Origin of the sequence: Paractinoplanes abujensis (genome assembly GCF_014204895.1) — a bacterium.
GTDB lineage: Bacteria > Actinomycetota > Actinomycetes > Mycobacteriales > Micromonosporaceae > Actinoplanes > Actinoplanes abujensis.
This window is the reverse complement of record NZ_JACHMF010000001.1, coordinates 8,647,029-8,668,537: the sequence shown is the minus strand read 5'-3', so window position 1 is coordinate 8,668,537 and position 21,509 is coordinate 8,647,029. Positions and strand designations below refer to the sequence as shown.

Below are 21,509 nucleotides of genomic sequence, written 5' to 3'. Positions count from 1 at the left end.
CTTCGAGGCAGAGCGGGGACGGGCTCAGGAGGAATGGACCTCGAACTCGGAGAGCTGACCGGCGGGCCAGCCGGTGTTACCGGTGAAGGTCAGCCGCACATAGCGCGCGGTCGACGCGGGGAAGGTGACGGTGGCGGTGTTGGCGCCGGCCGGATCGAAGACGTATCCGGAACTGGACTTGAGCGTCGTGAAGGAGCTTCCGTTGGTGCTGCCGAGAACGGACAGCGTCTGGGTGCGGGTTGCCCAGGCCGAGGCTGGTGGGAGTTTCAGAACCAGCCGAGCCACCGAGCGGTTCTGGCCCAGATCAACGGTGATCGACTGAGGGAAGGAGCCGTTACTGCTTTCCCAGTACGAGTTGGGGTTGCCATCAGTCGCATTGGCGGGCACATAGACGTCGACCTGGGAGGTCGCCGAAGCGGGACGGCCGGCGGCGAGGTTGCCCGCGGGCGGGGTGGTGGGAGGCGTGGTGGGAGGAGTGGTCGGGGGTGTCGTGGGCGGCGTAGTGGTCCCGTTGTTCCACTGCGGCGCCGGCCACGGACCGCAGTACGAGTTGGCCGTCGACCATCCGGAGTTCCCGCCCCCGTCGGCGATCTGCAGTCCCGCGCCCGCGCAGTTGTAGACCGTCTGCGCCTGCGCGATCCCCGATGCCCGTACGTTGGTGAATCGAGCCGACGCCGGCGCCTGGGCCTGCAACGCGAACGTCCCCGCCCCGGCGATGGTGACGTTGGTCAGGTTGAGCCCGCTCGTCTGGTTACCGATCCACTGGATCCCCGCGTACGAGCTGTCGAGGATGTCGGTGTCGGTGACGTTGATCGTGGCCCCGGTGATCGGTGCCGAGTCACCCCAGAACCACAGCGCGCCGATGCCGAAGTTCCAGTTGTAGTCGGAGTTCCCGGCGCGGATCAGCGTGTTGCGAGCCAGCGTCCACGTCCCCGCGACGGCAGTCGCCCCGTTGACCCCGGGATACCGGTTGCCCACGTGGATGCCGCCGCCGTTCGAGACCGACTCGCTGACCACGTTGTCGGTCATCGTGATGTCCCGCCCCCCGTACGAGACCAGGTGGTTGGCCAGGATGGGAGCGACGATCGTGTTGCGGGTGAACGAGTTGCCGACGTTGGGCACATTCTCGGCCCACATCGCCAGCGCGTCGTCCCCGGTGTTGCGGACGAACGTATTGGTGACCGTCGAGTTCGTCACGCCGATGTGGAAGTTCACGCCGTCCGCGGTCTGGTCCAGGATCCGGCTGTTCCTGATCGTGAACCGGTCCATCGGCCCGTCCATCCACGCGCCGACCTTGGTGTGCTGCATCCACACGTTGTCGATGGCCGAGTTCGACATGGCCCCGCCGAAAGCGTTCACCTGGTGCTCGTCCACCCGTTCGCGGATGTCACCGATGACCGCGAGGTCACGTACGACCACGTTCTGGCTCGGCCCGCCCTCCCCCACGTACTTGCCGTAAAGGCCCGCCGCGAGGTTGCGCTGGGTCGGGTGCCGCCCGCCGAGCACGCTGTACCAGGGTCCGGCCCCGGCCAGCGTGACCCGGTCGACGATGACGTGGCTGTAGAGCGTGAAGGTGCCACGCGGCACGTAGACGACCCGGCCCGACGACGCCCCGGCGTTGACGGCGGCCTGGAACTTGGCCGTCGAGTCGGTCGCGCCGCTCGGGTCGGCGCCGTAGTCGGCCACCACGTCGATGGCGTTCGCCGGTTTGGCGATCGGGTCGGGCACGAGCTCGAAGTCGGCCAGGTCGACGGTGAAGGACGGCGACTGCGCGGTCGACGACACCTGCAGCCGGATCTTCGTACCGGCCTGATAGGTGGTGCCGAAGAGCGCCCGCGCCTCGTCGTAGAAGTGGTGCGGCAGCGGGTCGCCCGGGTTGTTGGTGAACGGGTAGTAGCCGTAGTACCAGCTGTACTTCGAGGTCACCGGCACTGTCTTGATCAGCGTGGAGCCCGTACGGAGGTCGATCGTGGCATCCCGGCCGGCACCGTTGGCGCTGTCCGGGATGCTGTAGCGGAACGTCACCGCGTTGGCCGGCTTGGTCAGCGTGAACTCGACGTATTCGCCGGCCGCGTCGAGGGTCACCGCCTCGCGGCCCGACGCCTCCGAGGACAGCTTCCCGTACGTACGGTCGGTGCCGGTCGAGGTGCCGTTGTGCGCGGCCTTCTCCGCCTCCAGTTCCACGAAGGGCACGGTCGCGCCGCGGCCGGCGACATCGAACGGGGAGAGTCCGGCGGCGTGGGCCGACGGGGCGTGGACGGCGACGGCGACGCCCGCTGTGAGGGCAGCGAGCGCGCACCACGCCGATTTCCGGCTGGCCATGGGGATCCTTTCGAAGGTGGCCGGCCCCCGGGGTGTTACTGAGTCATGCGCAACCACACGGCGGTGTCCGGGGGGAGGCGGTCACCGTCGAGAGAGCCACTGGCGAGCAGAACGGACTTGTGGGTGGGCAGGGCGATGGGGGCGCCCGACATGTTGACGACGCAGGCGAAGGTCGCGCCGCGGCAGAAGGCGAGGACGGCCGGGTCGAGGTCGAGCCAGGCGAAGTCGCTCAGCGATTCCGCGCGCCGCAGGGCGATCGCCGACCGGTAGAGCTCGAGCATCGAGCTGGGGTCGCCGGTCTGGGCCTGAGCCGTACGGTCCTTCCACTCCGCGGGCTGGGGCAGCCACGGGGTGGCGGTGGTGAAGCCGAACGGCGCCTCGTCGCCGGTCCACGGCAGCGGCACCCGGCAGCCGTCGCGGCTGTGCCCGCGGCGGCCCCACATCGGGTCCTGGAACTGCTCGGGCGGGATGTTCTCGTTCTCCCAGAGCCCGAGCTCCTCGCCCTGATAGATGTAGGTGGCGCCGGGCAGCGACAGCGAGAGCAGGGCGGCCGCGCGGGCCCGGCGGGTGCCCCGTTCGAGGTCGACCGGGGTGCCGTCGAGGTTGTTGTCGAAGCTGAAGGTGGTGTCCTCGCGGCCGTAGCGGGTGACGTGCCGGGTGACGTCGTGGTTGGACAGCACCCAGGTCGCCGGGGCACCCACGGCCTTGTGCGCATCGAGCGTGCGGTCGACGCATTCGCGCATCAGCCGCGGGTCCCAGGCACAACCGAGGAAGTCGAAGTTGAACGCCGCGTGCAGCTCGTCGGGCCGCAGATAGTTGGCGAACCGCTCGACCTCGGGCATCCACACCTCGCCGATCAGTGCGCGGTCGCCCCCGTACGAGTCGGCCACTCGCCGCCAGGAACGGTAGACCTCATGCACGCCGTCGAGGTCGTGGAAGGGGTGCGGGTTGCCTTCGAGCACCTCGGGCAGGTCGGGGTCCTTGAGCAGCAGCGCGGCCGAGTCGATCCGGATGCCGTCGACGCCCCGGTCGAACCAGAACCGCAGAATGCTCTCGAACTCGGCCCGCACGTCGGGGTGGTCCCAGTTGAGGTCGGGCTGCTCGGGCGTGAACAGGTGCAAATACCACGAGCCGTCCTCCGTACGGGTCCAGGTCGTGCCGCCGAACTCCCCTCGCCAGTCCGTCGGCATCTCGTCGCCGTGCTCGCCGCGACCCGGCCGGAACCAGAAGTAGTCCCGCTCCTTGGCGTTCTGGTCGGCCAGGGCCGCCTTGAACCACGGGTGCTCACTGGAGATGTGGTTGGGGACGATGTCGACGATCATGCGGATGCCGGCCTCGTGGGCCTCGGAGATGAGCGCCTCCGCCTCGGTCAGCGTGCCGAATGCGGGGTCGATGTCGCGGAAGTCGGCCACGTCGTAGCCGGCGTCGGCCATCGGCGACGGATACCACGGGCTCATCCAGATCGCGTCGACGCCGAGGTCGCGCAGGTGTCCCAGCCGTGCCCGGATGCCCGCGATGTCGCCGACACCGTCGCCGTTCGCGTCGGCGTAGCTGCGCGGATAGACCTGGTAGATCACCGCGTCGCGCCACCACTGGGAGTCTTTTTCGGACACTGGAAACCCGCTTTCTGTGCACGCTGGGTTCGACGACCCCTCGAGAGGGCCGCCCGTATTGTCGGTTTCTAGCCTTTGAGGCTGCCGGTTGTCAGGCCGGACATGATGTTGCGCTGGAAAATCAGGAAGATGATCACCGTCGGGATCGCGGCGATGACCGAGGCGGCGATGACGACGTTCATCGGCGTCCCGCCGGAGAAGGCGTAGATGCCCACGCTCAGCGTCCGGGTCTCGGGGGACGGCATGACCAGCTTGGGCCAGAGGAAGTCCTTCCAGACCGCGGTCACCGCGAAGATCGAGACCACGCCCAGGATCGGCCGGGACATCGGCAGGATGATCGACCACAGCGTGCGCAGCGGCGAGGCGCCGTCGACCTGGGCCGCCGCGATCAGATCCTCCGGGATGGAGTCGAAGAACCGCTTGAGCAAGAAGATGTTGAACGCGTTGGCGACCAGCGGCAGCCAGATGGCCCAGGGCGAGTCGAGCAGGTTCACGTGGACGAAAGGCAGGTCGATCGCGGTCACGTACTGCGGGACGATCAGCACCATGGCCGGGATCATCAGCGTGGCCAGCATCAGCCCGAGGATCACGGTGCCCAGCACGGGCCGCAGCTTCGAGAGCGCGTACGCCGCGGCGGTGTCGAACACGAGCTGGAAGAAGACCGCGCCGGCCGCGTAGTAGAACGTGTTGAACAGCAGCTTGGCCAGGTCCAGGTTGTTCCACGCGTCGGCGTAGTTCTGCAGCTGCGGGTCGTGCGGCCACAGCGTGGGCGGGGTCTGCGCGATCTCCTGACCGCTCTTGAGCGCGCCGGTCACCATCCAGTACAGCGGCCCGAGGAAGACCAGGGTGAAGCCCGCGACCACGACGGTGAGCACGGTCCAGTAGAGGAAGCGGCCGCGGCCCCGTTGGAGTTGTGCCTGCGAGATGAGGGTTCGGGTCATCGTCCTAGTCCTGTTTCGTGGTCAGCCGGACGTAGACGGCGGAGAAGGCGGCCAGCACGATCAGCATGATCACGCCGAGCGCGGCCGCGCCGTTGAGGTCGTTCTGGAAGAAGCCGTGCTGATAGATCAGGTAGGCCACCGAGGTTGCCGAGTCCTGCGTGCCGGCCCCGTTGGCCAGGATCAGCGGCTCGATGAACAGCTGCATGGTGGCGACGATCTGCAGCATGGCCAGCAGCGCCAGGATGAGCCGGGTCTGCGGGATGGTCACGTTCCAGATCCGGCGCCACACGCCCGCGCCGTCGAGCTCGGCCGCCTCGTACAGCTCGCCCGGGATGTTCTGCAGCGACGCCAGATAGATCAGCACCGCGCTGCCCAGGTTCATCCAGGTCGACGCGATCACCATGGCCGGGATCGTCATGGTCGGCGACTGCATCCACTCCGACGTGGGCAGGTGCAGCGCCTTGAGGATCGCGTTGAACAGGCCGGCCTCGCTGGGGTCGTACGCGTAGTACTTGAACAGGAAGAGCGCCGAGGCCGGGGGCAGCATCACCGGCAGGTAGACCAGGATCCGCAGGTAGCCCTTGGCGTGCCGCAGCTCGTTGAGCAGGATCGCCACGAAGAACGGCAGCACGTACCCCACGACCAGGGCCAGCGCCGTGAACAGGAACGTGTTCTTCCAGGCGGTCCAGAAGCTGGGGTCGGCGATGATCCGGGTGTAGTTGTCCCAGCCGACCCAGGTGGTCTCGCCGCGGCGGGTGCGCTGGAAGCTCATCACGATGCCGCGGATCATCGGGAACCACATGAAGAGCGCGAAGCAGAAGACCGCTCCCAGCAGGAAAGCGTGGCCGGTGAGGTTGTCCCGCAGCTTGCGGCCCCGCCGGGAAACCGTCGGCGGCGCGGGCCTGATGGGCGTGGTGGCGCTCGGGGCGGTCATGATCGCCAAAGCGAACTCCTTCTGACAGCGCGGGAGCCGTCGCCGGCTCCCGCGCCCCCGTTGATCAGCTACCGGCGGCCTGAAGCTGGTTGACCTTCTCCTCGGCCGTCTTGAGCAGCGAGTCGATGTTCGCGTTGGGGTTGGTCAGGACCCCCGACATCGCCGAGTCGAGCACCGCGTAGATGGCCTGGGCGTTGCGCGGCTCCCCGACGATCGGCACCGGGTTGTCCTCGAACACTTTGAAGTTGGCCGTGTCCACGTTCGCGTTGGCCTTGCGCAGCTCGAGCTCCTGCTTCTGGGCCTCGGTGCCGTTGGCGAACAGCAGCGGCTGGGGCAGGCCGACCGGGTAGTTCTGCGGCTTGGCCCGCACGTAGTCGAGCTGGCCCTTGCCCGGCGTCAGCTTCTGGTAGGCGATCCACTTCAGACCGGCCTTGATCTGCGCCTCGGACAGGCCCTTCTTGAAGAAGTAGCCCTCGCCGCCGCCCAGCGTGCCCTTGGCCGGGCCGTCCTGACCGGGCATCGGGCCCATCGCCCAGTCGGAGTACTTGCCTTGGAACTGGCTGACGATGGCCTGGGTGGCGTCGGGCGCGCCGATGAACATGCCGACCTTGCCCGCGCCCGCGTTGGTCAGCAGGTCACCCCACTGCAGCAGCTGGCGGCTGCCCATGCTGTTGTCGCCGTACCGCATGTCCTTGAGGTTCTGCAGCACCTGCTTGCCCGCGGCGTCGTTGAAGGCCGCCTTCTTGCCGTCCTCGCTGAGGACCTTGCCGCCCTGCGAGTAGATCTCGGCGGTGAAGTGCCAGCCGCCGGTGTTGCCCGCGCTGTACTCCGAGAAGCCGGCCACGCCGCCGCCCAGACCGGCGATCTTCTTGGCCGCCGTCCGCACCTCGGCCCAGGTCTTGGGCGGGTTCTCCGCGTCCAGCCCGGCCTTTTTGAACAGCGCCTTGTTGTAAACCAGGCCCATCGAGTAGTTCTTGACCGGGATCGCGTAGAGCTTGCCGCCGTCGGTGAAGACCTCCTTGAGCGCGGGGTCGACGCTGTCCCAGGTCGGGATGGTGTCCTTGCTGACAGCCGCGGTGATGTCGGCCGCCTGACCCGAGTCGAGCACCTGCTGCAGGTCGGTCATGTAGCCGTAGAAGACGTCGGTCATCGTGCCGCCGGCCAGGCGGGCCGTGAAGTCCGGCGGGTTGTTGCACTGCTCGCCGACACTGACGCTCTTGATGGAGATGTCGGGGTTCTGCTTCTCGAACTCCGCGACATCGGCGTTCCAGTTCGCGAGTAGTTCCTTCTGCGCACCGACCGGCTGGCAGTCGACGGTGATGGTGACCTTGCCGCTGGCGTCAGTCCCGGAGTCGTCGCTGCTCTTGGTCGAGCACGCCGCCAGGCTGAACCCCAGGCCGGCCGCGAGCGCGAGCGCCGCCGCCTTCCGGTACCGCGGGTGGGACATCAGTCGATCCCTTCGGGGTTATGTGACGTGAGTCTCTCGTCATGTTTCGTGGAGGTGACGATACAAAGTCCAACGGGTCATCGCAAGAAGCCGACTGAAGGAAGAAAAAACTCGACTCCATCCTGGATGGGCGCGCACGACAAAGGGCGGGCCGATCGGCCCGCCCTCAGGTAAGGAAAGTTGCTGGTCAGCCCCGCTGGGGCGCCGGCGCGGTCGAACCGCGCACCACGAGCTCCGGCTCGAAAAGAAGTTCGTCCGGCTCGACGCCGCTGCCCTCGATCTGGTTGACGAGCAGATCGACAGCCGCCTGCCCCATCATCTCGATGGGCTGCCGCACCGTCGTCAGCGGCGGATCGGTGCACGTCATCAACGCCGAATCGTCGAAGCCGACCACCGAGATGTCGGACGGCACGTCGAGCCCGAGGCGGCGCGCGGCCCGGATCGAGCCCAGCGCGAGCACGTCGGAGGCGCAGATCATGCCGGTCACGCCCCGCTCGATCAGCTTGGCCGCGGCCAGCCGGGCGCTCTCCATCGAGAAATTCGTGCGCTCGACCAGGAACTCCTTGCCCTCGAGGGCGGCCAGCTTGCGGCGCGAGGGCACGTGGTCCTCCGGGCCCATGACCATGCCGACGCGCTCGTGGCCGAGCGACCGCAGGTGCCCGTACGCCTGCTCGACGGCCACCGCGTCGTCGGTCGAGATGTGCGGGAAGCCCAGGTCGGCCACGCCCGCGTTGACCATCACGACCGGCATCCGGCGGTCGGTCAGCGCGCGATAGTGCCCGTGCTCGGCCTCGGCCAGCGCATAGGAACCACCGGCGAAGACGACCCCCGACACCTGATGGTCGAGCAGCATCTCGATGTAGTCACGCTCGGGCACGCCACCGATCGTGCGGGCCGCCAGCAGCGGGGTGAAGCCACGCTGAGCCAGCGAGGCGGTCACCACCTCGGCCAGCGCCGGGAAGATCGGATTTTGCAGCTCGGGCAGCACCAGCCCGACCAGCCGGCCGCGCTCGCCGCGCAGCTTGGTCGGCCGCTCGTAGCCCAGCACATCGAGCGCGGTCAGCACCGACGCCCGGGTCGCCTCGCTCACGCCGCTGCGCCCGTTGAGCACCCGGCTGACGGTCGCCTCGCTGACGCCCGCCTTCTTGGCCACCTCGGCCAGACGTTTGGTCACGCGGCAACACTACGGCAGATCCCTGCAAATTCCGAACGGCAATTTGCAGCGGCGCCGATCCGGCCTGTCCAACCTTGCAGCCGCTGCCGCAAGCCTCCCCGCCCAGGGTCCGGCCGGCGCGTTGCGGGCCGGGTGGATGCCGACCGGCGACGACGACCCGCAAGTGGCCCAACGCGGGCGGGACGACGTGCGAAGGTGGGAGAGGATCGTCAACGAGCAAGGGGCGGGCTGACAAAATGGGGCTCATGGCGCAGAAGACCAAGCACTGTCCCTGCGGGCGCGGGCTTGCGTACTCCGAATGTTGCGGACCGGCCCACCACGGCGAACCGCCCGCCACGGCCGAGGCGCTGATGCGGTCGCGCTACTCGGCCTTCGCGCTCGACGACGACGCGTACGTGCTCAGCAGTTGGCACCCGAAGACCCGGCCCGCGCAGATCGAACCCGACTCGCGGCTGCGCTGGGTCGGGCTCGAGATCATCGAATCGACCGGTGGCGGCATGTTCGACAACGAGGGCGTCGTCGAGTTCCGCGCGCACTACCGCGACCACGGCAAGAACGGCGACATGGTGGAGCGCAGCCGATTCGTGCGGCACGACGGCAAATGGGCGTACTGGGGTCCGATCCTGGCCGACGGATCACTCGCGAACATCTAGATCGTGTGTTTCCCTTCAGGGTGAGACCCCTGGAGGCAACCGTGAGCTCCGAAAACCGGCCGATCGAGGACTCCGTCGTCCGCGACTTCAAGGTCAACCTCTCGTACGGGCGTTATCTGCACCTCGACCAGCTGCTGAACGCGCAGCACCCCGTCAGCGTGCCCGAGCACCACGACGAGCTGCTGTTCATCCTGCAGCACCAGACCTCCGAGCTGTGGCTCAAGCTGGTGCTGCACGAGCTGCGCGAGGTCATCCGCCGGCTGGCCAAGGACGATCTGCGGCCCGCGCTCAAGGGCCTGGCCCGGGTCAAGCACATCCAGCGCACACTGACCGAGCAGTGGTCGGTGCTGGCCACGCTCACGCCCAGCGAATACGCCGAGTTCCGCAGTTTCCTGGGCACGTCGTCGGGCTTCCAGTCGTATCAGTACCGGGCCGTCGAATTTCTGCTCGGCAACAAGGACGAGCGGATGCTGTCGCTGTTTCAGGACGACGCCGACGCCCTCGACATGCTGACCGAGGCACTCGCCGCCCCCAGCGTCTACGACGAGTTCCTGCGCTATTTGCACCGCCACGGCCACGACGTGCCGGTCGAGTTGCTGCAACGCGACGTGCGGCTGCCGTGGCGGTACCACGAGGACCTGGTGCCGGTTTTCGTGGCCATCTACAGCGACCCGGAGACGCACTGGGAAGCCTACGAGGCCTGCGAGGAACTGGTCGACATCGAGGAGAACTTCCAGCTCTGGCGGTTCCGGCATCTCAAGACGGTGGAACGGACCATCGGCTTCAAACGGGGCACCGGCGGCTCCAGCGGCGTGAATTTCCTCAAGGCGGCGCTGGACCTGACGTTCTTTCCCGAGCTGTACGCCGTACGGACGGAAATGGGGACGCCGCACTAACTCGCGGGCTCGAGCAGGGCCCGCAGCGACGGCACGAGCTCGTCGAAATCCGCCCGCCGGCCGGTGAAGAATTCCGAGTAGAGAAACGTGCCCACCATCCGGACGTACAGATAAGCCAGCCGGCCCGTATCGGTGCCCGCGGGCCACTGCGCGGCCACCCCGGTCTCCCGAAAGACTTCGGCCTGGGCCGCCACCGCGCTCTCGTGCACACCGCCCGCCGGTGTGAACAATATTCGCGCCGCGGCCTCCGGCTCCTGCCGCAGAAACCGGCCCAATATCGGTGACCGTAATTGTTCGCCGAAATGCCGCGACACCTCCACGACACCGTCGAATCCGGTGCGCGTACGGGCCTGCCTGGCCTCGGCGAACATGCGCTCGGTCAGAACCGCCAGGACGTCCTCGAGCAGGGCGTCATGGCTGCCCGCGACCCGATACAGGGTGGCCCGGCTGACCGCCATCTCGGCCGCCAGCGCCTCCATGTCGAGCGACGACCTGGTCAAAAAGTGATCAATTCCGGCCCGTACGACCTGATCGTGACTGACGACGCGCCTGCTCGCCGTTTTCTCGTCAACCATGCCGCCCCCACCTTTTCGCCGGCATACGCCTGTGTCCGAATAGTCGCGCCCCATCGAAGCTTCTCTCTGTGCGACCGCCGTCTCACGAATACCCGTCGGTCTTGAACACGGATCAGGACGCGTTCAGGATCGATTTCGGCGCGCGCCGTGCAATTTCCCTCCCCTGTCCGACGTAACCCCGAGAGGGCTTCCCATGTCCTACACGCAGACCGCCCCGGCCGTCCGGCGTCTGGTGAGTGCGGCGGCCGCCCTGGCCGTCGCCGTCGGCGGAGTCACGCTGGCGCAGTCCGCCGAGGCCGCGACCAACCCGTACGAGCGGGGCCCGGCCCCGACGCTGTCGAGCATCCAGGCCACCCGTGGATCGTTCGCCGTCTCCCAGACCAGCGTCTCGTCGCTCGCCGCCTCCGGCTTCGGCGGCGGCGACATCTACTACCCGACCAGCACGAGCGCGGGGACCTTCGGCGCGGTGGCGATCGCCCCCGGCTACACCGCGAGCAGGTCGAGCATGGCCTGGCTGGCCCCGCGGCTCGCCTCGCAGGGCTTCGTCGTCTTCAACATCGACACCCTGACCCGCTCGGACCAGCCCGCCAGCCGGGGCCGGCAACTACTGGCCGCACTCGACTACCTGACCCAGCGCAGCAGCGTACGCACCCGCATCGACGCCGACCGGCTGGCTGTCGTCGGGCACTCGATGGGCGGCGGCGGGACGCTCGAAGCCGCCAAGAGCCGCCCCAGCCTGCAGGCCGCGGTGCCGCTGACCCCGTGGAACCTCGACAAGTCGTGGCCCGAACTGCGGACGCCGACCCTGGTGATCGGGGCCGAGAACGACTCGGTGGCGCCGGTGGCGTCGCACTCGATCCCGTTCTACTCCAGCCTGCCGTCGTCGCTGGACCGGGCGTACCTGGAACTCAACAACGCGTCGCACTTCGCGCCGAACAGCAGCAACACCACGATCGCGCAGTACAGCATCTCGTGGCTGAAGCGGTTCGTGGACGACGACACCCGGTACGAGCAGTTCCTGTGCCCGATCCCCCGGGCCGGGCTGCAGATCTCGGACTATCGGGGTAACTGCCCGCACGCTTCCTGACTCGAGCGTCGCCTTCCGGGCCGCCGGCCTCTCGCGGGGTGTGGTTTTCCCCAGGGAGGTCGGCGGCCGCCCTCATGGCCCGGCGCCCCGCCGATCCCTAGCGTCGTGGCCATGGCACTCACCGACTTCGTCACCGGCCTGGTGGAACGGCTGGGCGGCCCCGGCGCCGGCCTGGCCGTGGCCCTGGAAAACCTGTTCCCGCCCATCCCGAGCGAGGTGATCCTGCCGCTGGCCGGCTTCACCGCGGGCCAGGGCCGGATGAGCCTCATCGGCGCCATCGTCTGGACAACCATCGGCTCGGTGGCCGGCGCGATCGCTCTCTACTACGCGGGAGTCCTGCTGGGCCGCGAACGCCTCCGCGCGACAGCCGCCCGCCTCCCCCTGATCAAGCTGAGCGACATCGATCGCACCGAGGCGTGGTTCACCCGCCACGGCCCCAAGACGGTCCTGCTGGGCCGCATGATCCCGATCTTCCGCAGCCTGATCTCGATCCCCGCCGGCGTCGAACGCATGCCCCTGGGGACCTTCCTGCTGTGCACCACGATCGGCAGCCTGATCTGGAACACGACATTCATCCTGGCCGGCTATGCGCTGGGCGCCAATTGGCACATTGTCGAGACCTACGCCTCCGTCTTCCAGAAACTGGTCATCGTCCTCTGCGTGACCGCCGCCGTCGCCTTCATCGCCGTCCGCCTGACCCGCCACCATCGCGTACGGTGACCGAGATGCCGCCCCACACCCGACTCCGAACCCTGGTGCGCAGAGCCGGGGAACCGCTGGCCGCGGTGGCGCTGGGCGGCCTGAGCGGCATCGCGGAGGGCCTGTTCCTCGTCGTGGCCGGCCTGGTGTGGGCTTCGCCGGGGCGGCCGGTCGTGGCCGGGCACGCTCGCGCGATCGCGGCCTGGGAACGGCGGCGTCTGTCGCTGGCCCCGGTGCACACACCGGACGAACGCAGGGTCGTGGCTTATCTGGCGGCACGGCTGTGGCCCGCTTTCCTCGGGGCGATCACGGTGGCGCTGTTCGTGATCGGGCTCGTGCTGGCGGCCATCGTGGCGCGGGCCTTCGCCATCGGCGAGCTGAGCCTGCTCGACCTGCTGGGTCAGGCCCTCATCGGCTCGGCTCTGCTCGCCATCAACGTCCAGGCCGTCGGGAGTGTGCTGCGGCTCGACCGCTGGCTGGCACACCGCCTGCTCGAGACGGGTTCCCGCGACGCGCTCGAACAGCGGATCACCGAGCTGACCGCCACCCGGGCCGGCGTCATGGCAGCAGTCGACGCGGAACGGCGGCGCATCGAGCGTGACCTCCACGACGGACTGCAGCAACGGCTGGTGGCGCTGGGCATGCTGCTCGGCCGGGCCCGGCGCAGCCGCGACCCCGACCGGGCGGCCACCCTGCTGGCCCAGGCCCACGACGACGCCCAGCGCGCGCTCGACGAACTACGCGAAGTCGCGTGGCGGGTCTACCCGTCGGCGCTCGACGACGGCACCCTCGACGACGCGCTGAGCATGGTCGCGCAGCGGTCCACGGTGCCGGTCCGCATCGGCTACCGGCTAGGCGAACGCCCGCCGCCACAGGTGGAGACCGTCCTGTATTTCGTGGCGTGCGAGGCCATCACGAACGCCGCCAAACACTCCGGCGCTACGGTGATCGACATCGAGATCGGCGCCTCCGCAACGGAGTTCAAGATGACCATCCGCGACGACGGCCACGGCGGCGCCGACCCCACCGGCAGCGGCCTCCAGGGCCTGACCCGCCGAGTCGCCGCCCTGGACGGCCGGCTCACCGTGCACAGCCCCCTCGGCGCCGGCACCACCATCCACGCCACGCTCCCGAACGACCCCCCACCACTGTCCACACCCCACCCGACGACCCCGGCTCCCCCCGCCCAACCACCAGCGCCCACCCACCCCTCGTCGCCCCCGCTATCAGCCGCGCCCTCTCCATCAGCACCAGCCCAACCAGCAGCGCCCCCATCAGCCACGCCCTCACAACCAGCAGCGCCCCCATCAGCCACGCCCTCACAACCGGCAACGCCCCCATCAGCCACGCCCTCACAACCGGCAACGCCCCCATCAGCCACGCCCTCACAACCGGCAACGCCCCGATCAGCCACGCCCTCACAACGGGCGGCTCCCGCACAGCCAGCAGAGCCTCCACCATCAGCTGCGCCGCCCCAACAGATCTCGCCTTCACATACAGTCGCGCCGCCACAACTAGTCGCACCCTCACATCCGGCGGAGCCCTCACCCTCGGCTGCACCCGCACAACCGTTGCCGCTGTCACCTGCGGTGGCGTCCTCACCGCCGGTGGCGCTCTCACCGTCGGCCGCGCCTTCACAACCAATGCCGCCCTCACCGCCGGTGGCTCCTTCATCGTCGGCGGCGCCCTCACCGCCGGCCGCGCCCTCACAACCGGCGGCTCCCTCACTGTCGGCGGCGCCCTCACAACCAATGCCGCCCTTACCGCCGGCGGCGCCCTCACAACCGGCGGCGCCCTCATCGTCGGCATCGGGGCCGGCGTCGGCTGGGCGGGGTTGAGGGCGCGATGCGCATTGTTCTGGCTGAGGACTCCACGCTTCTGCGGGAGGGGCTGGTGCGGCTGCTGGCCGACGAGGGGCACGAGGTCGTCGCCGCGGTGGTTGATGCGGAGCTGCTCGTTGCGGCCGTTGAGACCTACCGGCCCGATGCCGTGGTGACCGACGTCCGGATGCCGCCCGGTAACAGCGATGACGGACTGCGGGCGGCGATTGAGATCCGGCGGCGGTGGCCGGGCATCGCCGTGCTGGTGTTGTCGCAGTATGTGGAGAAGCGGTACGCCACGCAGTTGCTCTCCGACCGGTCCGACGGTGTCGGCTATTTACTCAAGGATCGGGTGGCCCAGGTCGAAGACTTTCTCGACGCGCTCGACCGGGTGGCCGCCGGGTCGACCGCGCTGGATCCCGAAGTCGTCCAGCAGTTGATGTCGCGCACCAGCCATGCCGATCCGTTGAGCCGGCTGACGCCGCGCGAGCACGACGTGCTGCGGCACATGGCTCAGGGTCACACCAACGCCGCGATCGCCGAGCGGCTGCACGTCTCGCAGAGCGCCGTCGAGAAACACGTCAACGCGATCTTCGACAAGCTCGGGCTGGCCGACACGGCCGGTTACAGCCGCCGGGTGCTCGCGATCCTCCGCTACCTCGGGTCTTAGGCGATACGTGTCCAGGTGCGGCAACCGCTGGACTGGAAGACGCCGCCGGGGGTGATCGTGACGAGCAGTTGGCCCTTGGCGAACTCGTTGGCGATCGTGCTGGCCGAGGCGCCGTCGGCGGAGCGGGCGCGTTCCCAGTAGCAGAAGTCGATGTTGCCGGTCGAACGGTAGGTGCCGGGCAGGAAATCCGAGCCGGCGAAGTAGACGCCGTTGCCGGCGATTGTTGTCTTCTTCGACTTCACGCTCATCGCCGCCGCGGTGACCCGCGTCCACGTCTTGCATCCGCTGGTCTTGAAGACTTTGTCGGTCGGTTTGACGTAGACGAGCCGCTGCCCGCCGCCGATGTCGTTGGCGATGACGCTGCTCATGGCGCCCGTCGCGTTGGTGGCGCGCTGCCAGTAGCAGGAGTCGTTGCCGACCGACCGGTAGACCCCGGCGTTGAAGTCCTTCCCGACGAGATAGGTGCCCGACCCGGGGATCGTGTTCTTGGCGGCCGCGGCGGCCGGGCCGGCGGGGGCGAGAACGGCCGCGAACGTCAACGCGGCGACGGCGATCCGGGACAGAGCGATCATGAGAGTCCTTCGAGCAGGCGAATCGGGCGATTGGAGTATCTCGGTCATATCGCTGCGGCGACCCGGCAACGCGCGCGTTCGAGCCGGTCCAGCCCAACGTCCGCCCGAACGGACGACACCGAATGAGCGCGAGGACACCCAGCGAGCGACCCCGCAGCCAGGTGGGCGGCCGGCACAGCCGGGTGCAAGGCCGGACACACCCAGGTGGGCGGCCGGCACAGCCGGGCGCGAGGCCCGGCACAGCCAGTGGAGCGACCCAGCACAACCAAGTACGCGGCCCGACTCAGCCAGGCGGGCGGCCGGAACAGCGGAGCGAGCGGGAGGGCGGGAGGGCGGAGCGAGCGGGAGGGCGGGAGGGCGGAGCGAGCGGGAGGGCGGGAGAGCGGAGGACGGGAGGGCAGAGCGAGCCGGAGGGCGGGAGGGCGGGAGGGCGGAGCGAGCGGAGAGGGCACGCCGGACGAGCAGGGGAGGTTGCGCAAGGCCACGACGGCGGGGGGCGGGAGGCGTACAAAAGGGGAATGAACTTGATCGTGGTGACGGGAGCCAGTGGACGCCTCGGCGGACGCGTCGCGCGGCAGTACGAGGGGTCGAAGCGCCTGCTCGTGCGGGATGCGGCCCGTGCCCCGGAGGTGGCCGGGGCCGAGGTGGCTGTGGCGGAGTATCGGGATCGGGCGGCGGTCACGAGGGCGCTCGACGGGGCCGGCACGGTGCTCATGGTGTCGGCGGCCGAGACGCCGGACCGGGTGGACGAGCATCGCAGCTTCGTGGATGCGGCGGTGGCGGCGGGTGTGGAGCATCTCGTCTACACGTCGTTCGTCGGGGCGGCGCCGGACGCCACGTTCACGCTGGCCCGTGACCACTGGGCCACCGAGGAGCACATCCGCCGGAGCGGGCTGGCCTTCACTTTTCTGCGGGACAACCTGTACGCGGACTTCATGCCGTTGCTGGTCGGGGAGGACGGCGTGATCCGCGGCCCGGCCGCCGACGGGCGCGCGGCTGTGGTGGCTCAGGACGACATCGCCGACGCGATCACCGCCGTCCTCCGGGCGCCGGGCGAGCACGCGGGCCGGACGTACGACCTCACCGGCCCGGCCGCGCTCAGCCTGACCGACGTGGCCGCGACGATCAGCGCGTCCACCGGGCGGGCGGTGCGCTTCCACGACGAGAGCATCGAGGAGGCGTACGCGTCCCGTGCGTCGTTCGGCGCCCCGAGCTGGCAGGTCGACGCCTGGGTCAGCACGTACACGGCGATCGCGGCCGGGGAACTGGCCGAGGTCACCACAGCTGTCGAGGACCTCACCGGCCACCCGGCAACCCCGCTGGCCAAGCTGCTGGAGACATGACAACATTGTTGTCATGTTGGTCGAGCGAAGAGGCACCCAGCTGTACGAGGTTCTGCGCACCGTCCGGCCGCTCGTGCTCAACTCGGCGCGCGTGGTCGAGGCCGACCTGGCGGCCGACGGGCTGACCGTGGGCATGCGCGCGGTCCTGGAGGTGCTGGCCGAGGGCGGCCCGGCCACCGTGCCCGCGATCGGTGACACGCTCGACCTGGCCCGGCAGGGCATCCAGCGCCACGTCAACGATCTCGGCCGGCTCGGGCTGGTCGAGGTCCGCGACAACCCGGCCCACCGGCGTTCGGTGCTCGTCGCCCTCACCCCGCAGGGCACGCGGCGCTTCGCGCGGATCAAGGAGGACGAGCTCACGCACCTCGACCGGATGGCCGCCGACTGCACCGACGCGGAGATCGACACGGCGGTCAAGGTGCTGCGCAGCCTCAACCGCGACGTCCGCCGCCGGGCCGGAGGCCAGCAGTGATCTCCGAGGACCAAGGCGTCCGCCGCCGGGCCGGGGGCCAGCAGTGATCTCCGAGGACCAAGGCGTCCGCCGCCGGGCCGGGGGCCAGCAGTGATCTCCGAGACGTCCGCCGGCGGGCGGGGCCGAACAGTGATCTACGAACTCACCACCGAGAACCGGCGCCGGATCGCCGACCTGCTCGAGGGCCTCGACGACGAGCAGTGGGCCGCGCCGACGTTGTGCGAGGGCTGGACCGTACGGGATCTGGCCGCGCATTTCGTGCAGCCGATGCTGGTTTCCTTCGGGCAGTTCTTCCTGGTCTCGATCCGCTATCGGGGCGACACCGCGCGGACCGTCGACCACTTCACCCGGAGGTTGGCGCGCCGGCCCCGGGCCGAGCTGATCGCCCTGCTCCGCGAGCACGCCGGCGACCATGTGGACCCGCCCCGGGTCGGGCCGATGGGCCCGTTCGCCGAGACCTGCGTGCACCTGCGGGACATCGCGCGCCCGCTCGGCCTGACCGCCGACGTGCCGGCCGAGCATTGGCGCCTGCTGCTCGACTATCTGGTCTCCGCGGGCGCCGCCCCGGGCCTGGTGCCACCGGGCCGGCTCGACGGACTGCGCCTGTCCGACCCGGCCACCGGCTGGAGCAGCGGCGACGGTGACCTGGTCGAGGGCCCGTTGGAGGCGCTGGCCATGGCCGCCACCGGGCGCCGGGCCGCGCTGAACGACCTGCGCGGCCCGGGCGTGGCGAAGCTCCAGACCATCCACCAAGCCGGGCCGCGCTGAACAACCTGCACGGCCCCGGCGTGGCGAAGCTCCAGACCATCCACCAAGGCGGGCCGCGCTGAACAACCTGTGCGGCCCCGGCGTGGCGAGGCTTCAGGCCTCCACCGGGATCGGCTCCCGCACCCGGCGCGCCGGGTCGACGGTGTACATGCGGGCCTCGGCCAGGTCGAAGTAGAGCCCGGTCAGCGTCAGCCGCCCGGCCGCCTCGGCCTCGCGCACCACGGGATACGTGCGCAGGTTGATCAGTTGCTGCGCCACGTTGGCGGTGACGCAGTGCTCCTCGCCGTCGCATCCGGCGAAGTCGGTTCCCGATCGCCGTAGCCACGAGCCCAGCGCGCCGTCCATCGTCGTGACGCCTTTCATCAGGGCCTGCACCGCGCCGCAGCCGGAGTGTCCGCACACCGTGATCGTGCTGACCTTGAGCACGTTGACCGCGAACTCGATGCCCGCCCCGACCGAGTCGTCCGCCGAGGAGTACGGGGGAACGATGTTGCCCACGTTGCGCAGGCAGAACAGGTCGCCCGGCCCGCTCGTCGTGATCAGGTTGGGCACCAGCCGGGAGTCGGCGCATGTGATGAACAGCTGCTCGGGTTGCTGCCCGTCGCGGGCCAGCCCGGCCAGGTGTGGCCGTACGAGGGGGGCCACGCTGCGCTCGAACTCGCGGATCCCGGCCTCCATGGCGTCGCGCCGCTGCCGGTCCCGGTCCTGCCACTGGCTCCACGACCCGAAGCGGCGCGGCGGTGCGGTTTTGCCCGCCCCGAGCCGGCCGTTGGTGGCCCGCTGGAACCACCCGTCGTGCGTCTCGCGCACCGTGACGGTTCCGCCGCTTTTCTCGTACGCCTCCTGCCAGTCCTGGATCACCTGGAAGGCGCCGTGGTCGAGGTAGTCCAGGTGCAGGTGCACGGCCACCGTCCCGCCCTCGGGGATGCCGGCCAGCGCCCGCGCCACCCGCCCGGAGCCCACGAAGGCGAGGGTGCCGCTGATCGTCACGGTCCACTCGCCGGCGCCGCCCGGCACGACGCGGATCTCGCAGCGGACCAGCCGCCACAGCATCATCAGCACGGCCGCCGCCAACCCCAGCGCGACGCCGGTCAGCAGGTCCGTCGCCACCACCCCGACGGCGGTCACCACGTACGTGGGAAGTTCGCGATGCCGTGCGTAGGTGCGGATCTGGGCCAGGCTGATCAGCCGCAACCCGACCACGACGAGCACCGCGGCCAGGGCGGCCATCGGGATCGTCTCCAGCAGCGGCGCGCAGAGCAGCACGAACAGCGCGATCCAGAGGCCGTGCAGGATCGCCGAGTTCCGGGTCCTGGCGCCGGCGGCGACGTTGGTCGAACTGCGGACGATCACGCCGGTGACCGGCAGGCCGCCGAGCAGGCCGGAGGTCGTGTTGGCGGCGCCCTGGGCGACCAGTTCCCGGTTGAGGTCGGCCCGCGGGCCGTCGTGCATGCGGTCGACGGCCACCGCCGACAGCAGCGATTCGATGCTGGCGACCAGGGCGATGGTCAGCACTGCGACCGCGATCTGACCGGGCCCGGCGTCGGGCCACCGCGGGAGCATGATCTCGGCCAGGGGCGAGTCGGGCAGGTCGACCCGTTTGGCGTCCGAGCCCATCACCGCGGCCGCGCCGGTGGCGATCACGACCGCGGCCAGGGCGGCGGGCAGCAGCGACGTCTTGACCAGGCGCGGCCAGAGCAGCAGGACGCCGATGGTCAGCAGGCCCAGCAGTGTCGAGTGGCCGTGGCTGCCGGCGATCTGCGCGGGCAGGTCACGCAGGTTCTGCCCGGCGTCGCTTTGGGCGTCCCCGCCCAGCAGCACGTGGACCTGGCTGAGCGCGATGACCAGCCCGATGCCGGCCAGCATGCCGTGCACCACGGCGGGTGAGAGGGCGAGCGCGGCCCGGCCCAGGCGGGCCAGGCCGAGCAGGATCTGGACGCCGCCGGCGAGCGCCACGATGGCGGCGGTGGCGGCGAAACCGTACTGGGCGATGGTGCCGGCGACGATCACGGTGAGCCCGGCGGCGGGCCCGCTGACCTGCAGCGGCGCCCCACCGAGCAGACCCACGACCACGCCGCCGACGACCGCGGCGATGAGGCCGGCCATCAGCGGCGCGCCGGAGGCGGCGGCGATGCCGAGCGAGAGCGGGATCGCGATCAGGAAGACGACGATCGAGGCCGGGACGTCGTGTCTTAATGCCTTCAAGACGGACATTCCGGAAATGTACCGAGCACGGGTTAACCCGTTGTTACGACGCTCTCACCCTCAGGCAAGGCACAGCGACTTGCCCGGACCTTCCCAGGCACGTGGGGATCAGGGCTTCCAGACGTCCTGATTCGCCTCGTACATCTCGCGCAGGATGGCCGGCACGTCGTAGGTCAGCTTCCAGTCCGGGTAGTGCTGCTCGAAGCGGGCCGTGCTGCTGATCCACCACTGGTGGTCGCCGGTGCGGGCCTGGTCGACGTAGTCGGTGCGAGCCTCGAGACCGGTGATCTCCGAAGCGATCGCGAAGGCCTCGATGTGGCTGCAGTTGGAGAACCGGCCGCCGCCCATGTTGTAGACCTCGGCGATGCGCGGGGCCCGGTAGAACGCCTCGAACGCCGACACCAGGTCGTGGGAGTGGATGGCGTCGCGCACCATTTTCCCCTTGTACCCGTAGATGTGGTACAGCCGCTGCTCCATCACGCAGCGCATCACGTACGCCAGGAAGCCGTGCAGTTCGGCCGCCGAGTGGCCCGGACCGGTCAGTGTGCCCCCGCGGAACACCGCCGTCGGCATGTCGAAGTACCGGCCGTACTCCTGGGTCAGCACGTCCGCCGCCACCTTGGACGCGCCGAACACCGAATGCAGGGTCTGGTCGATCGACATCTGTTCGTCGATGCCGCCGTGCCACTGGTGGCCCTCGGGCAGCTCGTAACGCGTCTCTTGCTCGATCAGCGGGAGCCGGTTGGGGGTGTCGCCGTAGACCTTGTTGGTCGACGTGAAGATGAACGGGGCGGTGGGCGCGTGCTGCCGGGTCGCCTCGAGCATGTTGAGCGTGCCGACCGCGTTGACGTCGAAGTCGGTGAACGGCTCCTTGGCCGCCCAGTCGTGCGACGGCTGCGCGGCGGCGTGGATGACCAGGCCGATGTTCTTGCCGAGCTTGGCGAACAGGGCGGCCAGGCCGTCGCGGTCGCGGATGTCGATCTCGTGGTGGGTGTACCGGTCGCCGACCTCTTTGGTCAGGCGGTCCAGGTTCCACCGGGTGGACCCGTCCTTGCCGAAGAAGTAGCTGCGCATGTCGTTGTCGATGCCGACGACGTCCATGCCGAGGGCGGCGAAGTGCCGCACCGACTCGGAGCCGATCAGGCCGGCCGATCCGGTCACCACGACGACATTGCTCATCAAACTACCTCCCGGTGAGAGTTCGGCCCGAGGTTACAGGGTGTGCGCACCGACGCCGGGCACCGCCTGCCATGTCGTCACAGTCATGCATGCCTCCAGGCCGAAACGGGCACGGAACAGGATCGGCACATGTGATGGC

General features: G+C 69.4%; 19 protein-coding genes. 9 read left to right on the top strand and 10 right to left on the bottom strand.

Annotated elements, in window-relative coordinates; all coding sequences use genetic code 11:
- Positions 1 to 24: 24 nt before the first annotated feature.
- From BKA14_RS39960 to BKA14_RS39935, 6 genes are all read right to left on the bottom strand, one after another.
- Complete coding sequence (locus BKA14_RS39960) at positions 25 to 2,322, bottom strand: discoidin domain-containing protein (protein ID WP_184955903.1); 2,298 nt, start codon at positions 2,320 to 2,322, stop codon at positions 25 to 27.
- A 35-nt stretch (positions 2,323 to 2,357) separates the two neighbouring features.
- A complete protein-coding gene (locus tag BKA14_RS39955) occupies positions 2,358 to 3,935 on the bottom strand; it encodes a glycoside hydrolase family 13 protein (RefSeq protein ID WP_184955902.1) in 1,578 nt (525 codons plus the stop codon).
- A 68-nt stretch (positions 3,936 to 4,003) separates the two neighbouring features.
- The gene (locus BKA14_RS39950; RefSeq protein ID WP_184955900.1) at positions 4,004 to 4,876 is read right to left on the bottom strand and encodes a carbohydrate ABC transporter permease; all 873 of its coding nucleotides are present in this window, start codon (positions 4,874 to 4,876) and stop codon (positions 4,004 to 4,006) included.
- A 4-nt stretch (positions 4,877 to 4,880) separates the two neighbouring features.
- Complete coding sequence (locus tag BKA14_RS39945; protein WP_239092661.1) at positions 4,881 to 5,819, bottom strand: carbohydrate ABC transporter permease; 939 nt, start codon at positions 5,817 to 5,819, stop codon at positions 4,881 to 4,883.
- Positions 5,820 to 5,874: 55 nt separating this feature from the next.
- Positions 5,875 to 7,257 (bottom strand): ABC transporter substrate-binding protein, encoded by a 1,383-nt coding sequence (locus tag BKA14_RS39940; protein WP_184955898.1) that lies wholly within the window; start codon positions 7,255 to 7,257, stop codon positions 5,875 to 5,877.
- A gap of 187 nt (positions 7,258 to 7,444) precedes the next feature.
- Positions 7,445 to 8,431, bottom strand: coding sequence for a LacI family DNA-binding transcriptional regulator (locus BKA14_RS39935; RefSeq protein ID WP_184955896.1), 987 nt, complete (start codon positions 8,429 to 8,431; stop codon positions 7,445 to 7,447).
- A 245-nt stretch (positions 8,432 to 8,676) separates the two neighbouring features.
- Between BKA14_RS39935 and BKA14_RS39930 the strand changes: the two genes are divergently transcribed.
- Both BKA14_RS39930 and BKA14_RS39925 read left to right on the top strand, forming a co-directional pair.
- Positions 8,677 to 9,084, top strand: coding sequence for a YchJ family protein (locus BKA14_RS39930; RefSeq protein ID WP_184955895.1), 408 nt, complete (start codon positions 8,677 to 8,679; stop codon positions 9,082 to 9,084).
- 41 nt (positions 9,085 to 9,125) lie between these two features.
- Positions 9,126 to 9,980: a tryptophan 2,3-dioxygenase gene (locus tag BKA14_RS39925; RefSeq protein ID WP_239092662.1), complete on the top strand. Its 855-nt coding sequence runs from the start codon at positions 9,126 to 9,128 to the stop codon at positions 9,978 to 9,980.
- Here BKA14_RS39925 and BKA14_RS39920 read toward each other — a convergent pair.
- Complete coding sequence (locus BKA14_RS39920; RefSeq protein ID WP_184955893.1) at positions 9,977 to 10,555, bottom strand: QsdR family transcriptional regulator; 579 nt, start codon at positions 10,553 to 10,555, stop codon at positions 9,977 to 9,979. The genes BKA14_RS39925 and BKA14_RS39920 overlap by 4 nt on opposite strands.
- Before the next feature lie 193 nt (positions 10,556 to 10,748).
- Here BKA14_RS39920 and bdeA point away from each other — a divergent pair, with 193 nt between their 5' ends.
- From bdeA to BKA14_RS39900, 4 genes are all read left to right on the top strand, one after another.
- Positions 10,749 to 11,642, top strand: a complete 894-nt coding sequence (bdeA, locus tag BKA14_RS39915) for a bis(hydroxyethyl) terephthalate hydrolase (RefSeq protein ID WP_184955892.1) — start codon at positions 10,749 to 10,751, stop codon at positions 11,640 to 11,642.
- Positions 11,643 to 11,753: 111 nt separating this feature from the next.
- Positions 11,754 to 12,362 (top strand): DedA family protein, encoded by a 609-nt coding sequence (locus BKA14_RS39910; protein WP_184955891.1) that lies wholly within the window; start codon positions 11,754 to 11,756, stop codon positions 12,360 to 12,362.
- A gap of 5 nt (positions 12,363 to 12,367) precedes the next feature.
- Complete coding sequence (locus BKA14_RS44715; protein WP_184955890.1) at positions 12,368 to 14,179, top strand: sensor histidine kinase; 1,812 nt, start codon at positions 12,368 to 12,370, stop codon at positions 14,177 to 14,179.
- 7 nt (positions 14,180 to 14,186) lie between these two features.
- Positions 14,187 to 14,831: a response regulator gene (locus tag BKA14_RS39900; protein WP_184955889.1), complete on the top strand. Its 645-nt coding sequence runs from the start codon at positions 14,187 to 14,189 to the stop codon at positions 14,829 to 14,831.
- On the opposite strand, the gene BKA14_RS39895 is transcribed toward BKA14_RS39900, so the two are convergent.
- A complete protein-coding gene (locus tag BKA14_RS39895) occupies positions 14,828 to 15,403 on the bottom strand; it encodes an Rv1352/Rv1906c domain-containing protein (protein WP_184955888.1) in 576 nt (191 codons plus the stop codon). The genes BKA14_RS39900 and BKA14_RS39895 overlap by 4 nt on opposite strands.
- A 518-nt stretch (positions 15,404 to 15,921) precedes the next feature.
- Here BKA14_RS39895 and BKA14_RS39890 point away from each other — a divergent pair.
- From BKA14_RS39890 to BKA14_RS39880, 3 genes are all read left to right on the top strand, one after another.
- A complete protein-coding gene (locus tag BKA14_RS39890; RefSeq protein ID WP_184955887.1) occupies positions 15,922 to 16,746 on the top strand; it encodes an SDR family oxidoreductase in 825 nt (274 codons plus the stop codon).
- Positions 16,747 to 16,759: 13 nt separating this feature from the next.
- Positions 16,760 to 17,218 carry a MarR family winged helix-turn-helix transcriptional regulator gene (locus tag BKA14_RS39885; protein WP_184955886.1) on the top strand — a complete coding sequence of 153 codons (459 nt, stop codon included), beginning with the start codon at positions 16,760 to 16,762 and terminating at the stop codon, positions 17,216 to 17,218.
- A 129-nt stretch (positions 17,219 to 17,347) separates the two neighbouring features.
- Positions 17,348 to 17,986, top strand: a complete 639-nt coding sequence (locus BKA14_RS39880; protein ID WP_184955885.1) for a maleylpyruvate isomerase family mycothiol-dependent enzyme — start codon at positions 17,348 to 17,350, stop codon at positions 17,984 to 17,986.
- Between the two features lie 93 nt (positions 17,987 to 18,079).
- On the opposite strand, the gene BKA14_RS39875 is transcribed toward BKA14_RS39880, so the two are convergent.
- Both BKA14_RS39875 and BKA14_RS39870 read right to left on the bottom strand, forming a co-directional pair.
- Entirely contained in the window at positions 18,080 to 20,200 is a 2,121-nt protein-coding gene (locus BKA14_RS39875) for a SulP family inorganic anion transporter (protein ID WP_184955884.1), read from the bottom strand.
- A 99-nt stretch (positions 20,201 to 20,299) separates the two neighbouring features.
- Entirely contained in the window at positions 20,300 to 21,370 is a 1,071-nt protein-coding gene (locus tag BKA14_RS39870; protein WP_184955883.1) for an NAD-dependent epimerase/dehydratase family protein, read from the bottom strand.
- Positions 21,371 to 21,509: the final 139 nt, after the last annotated feature.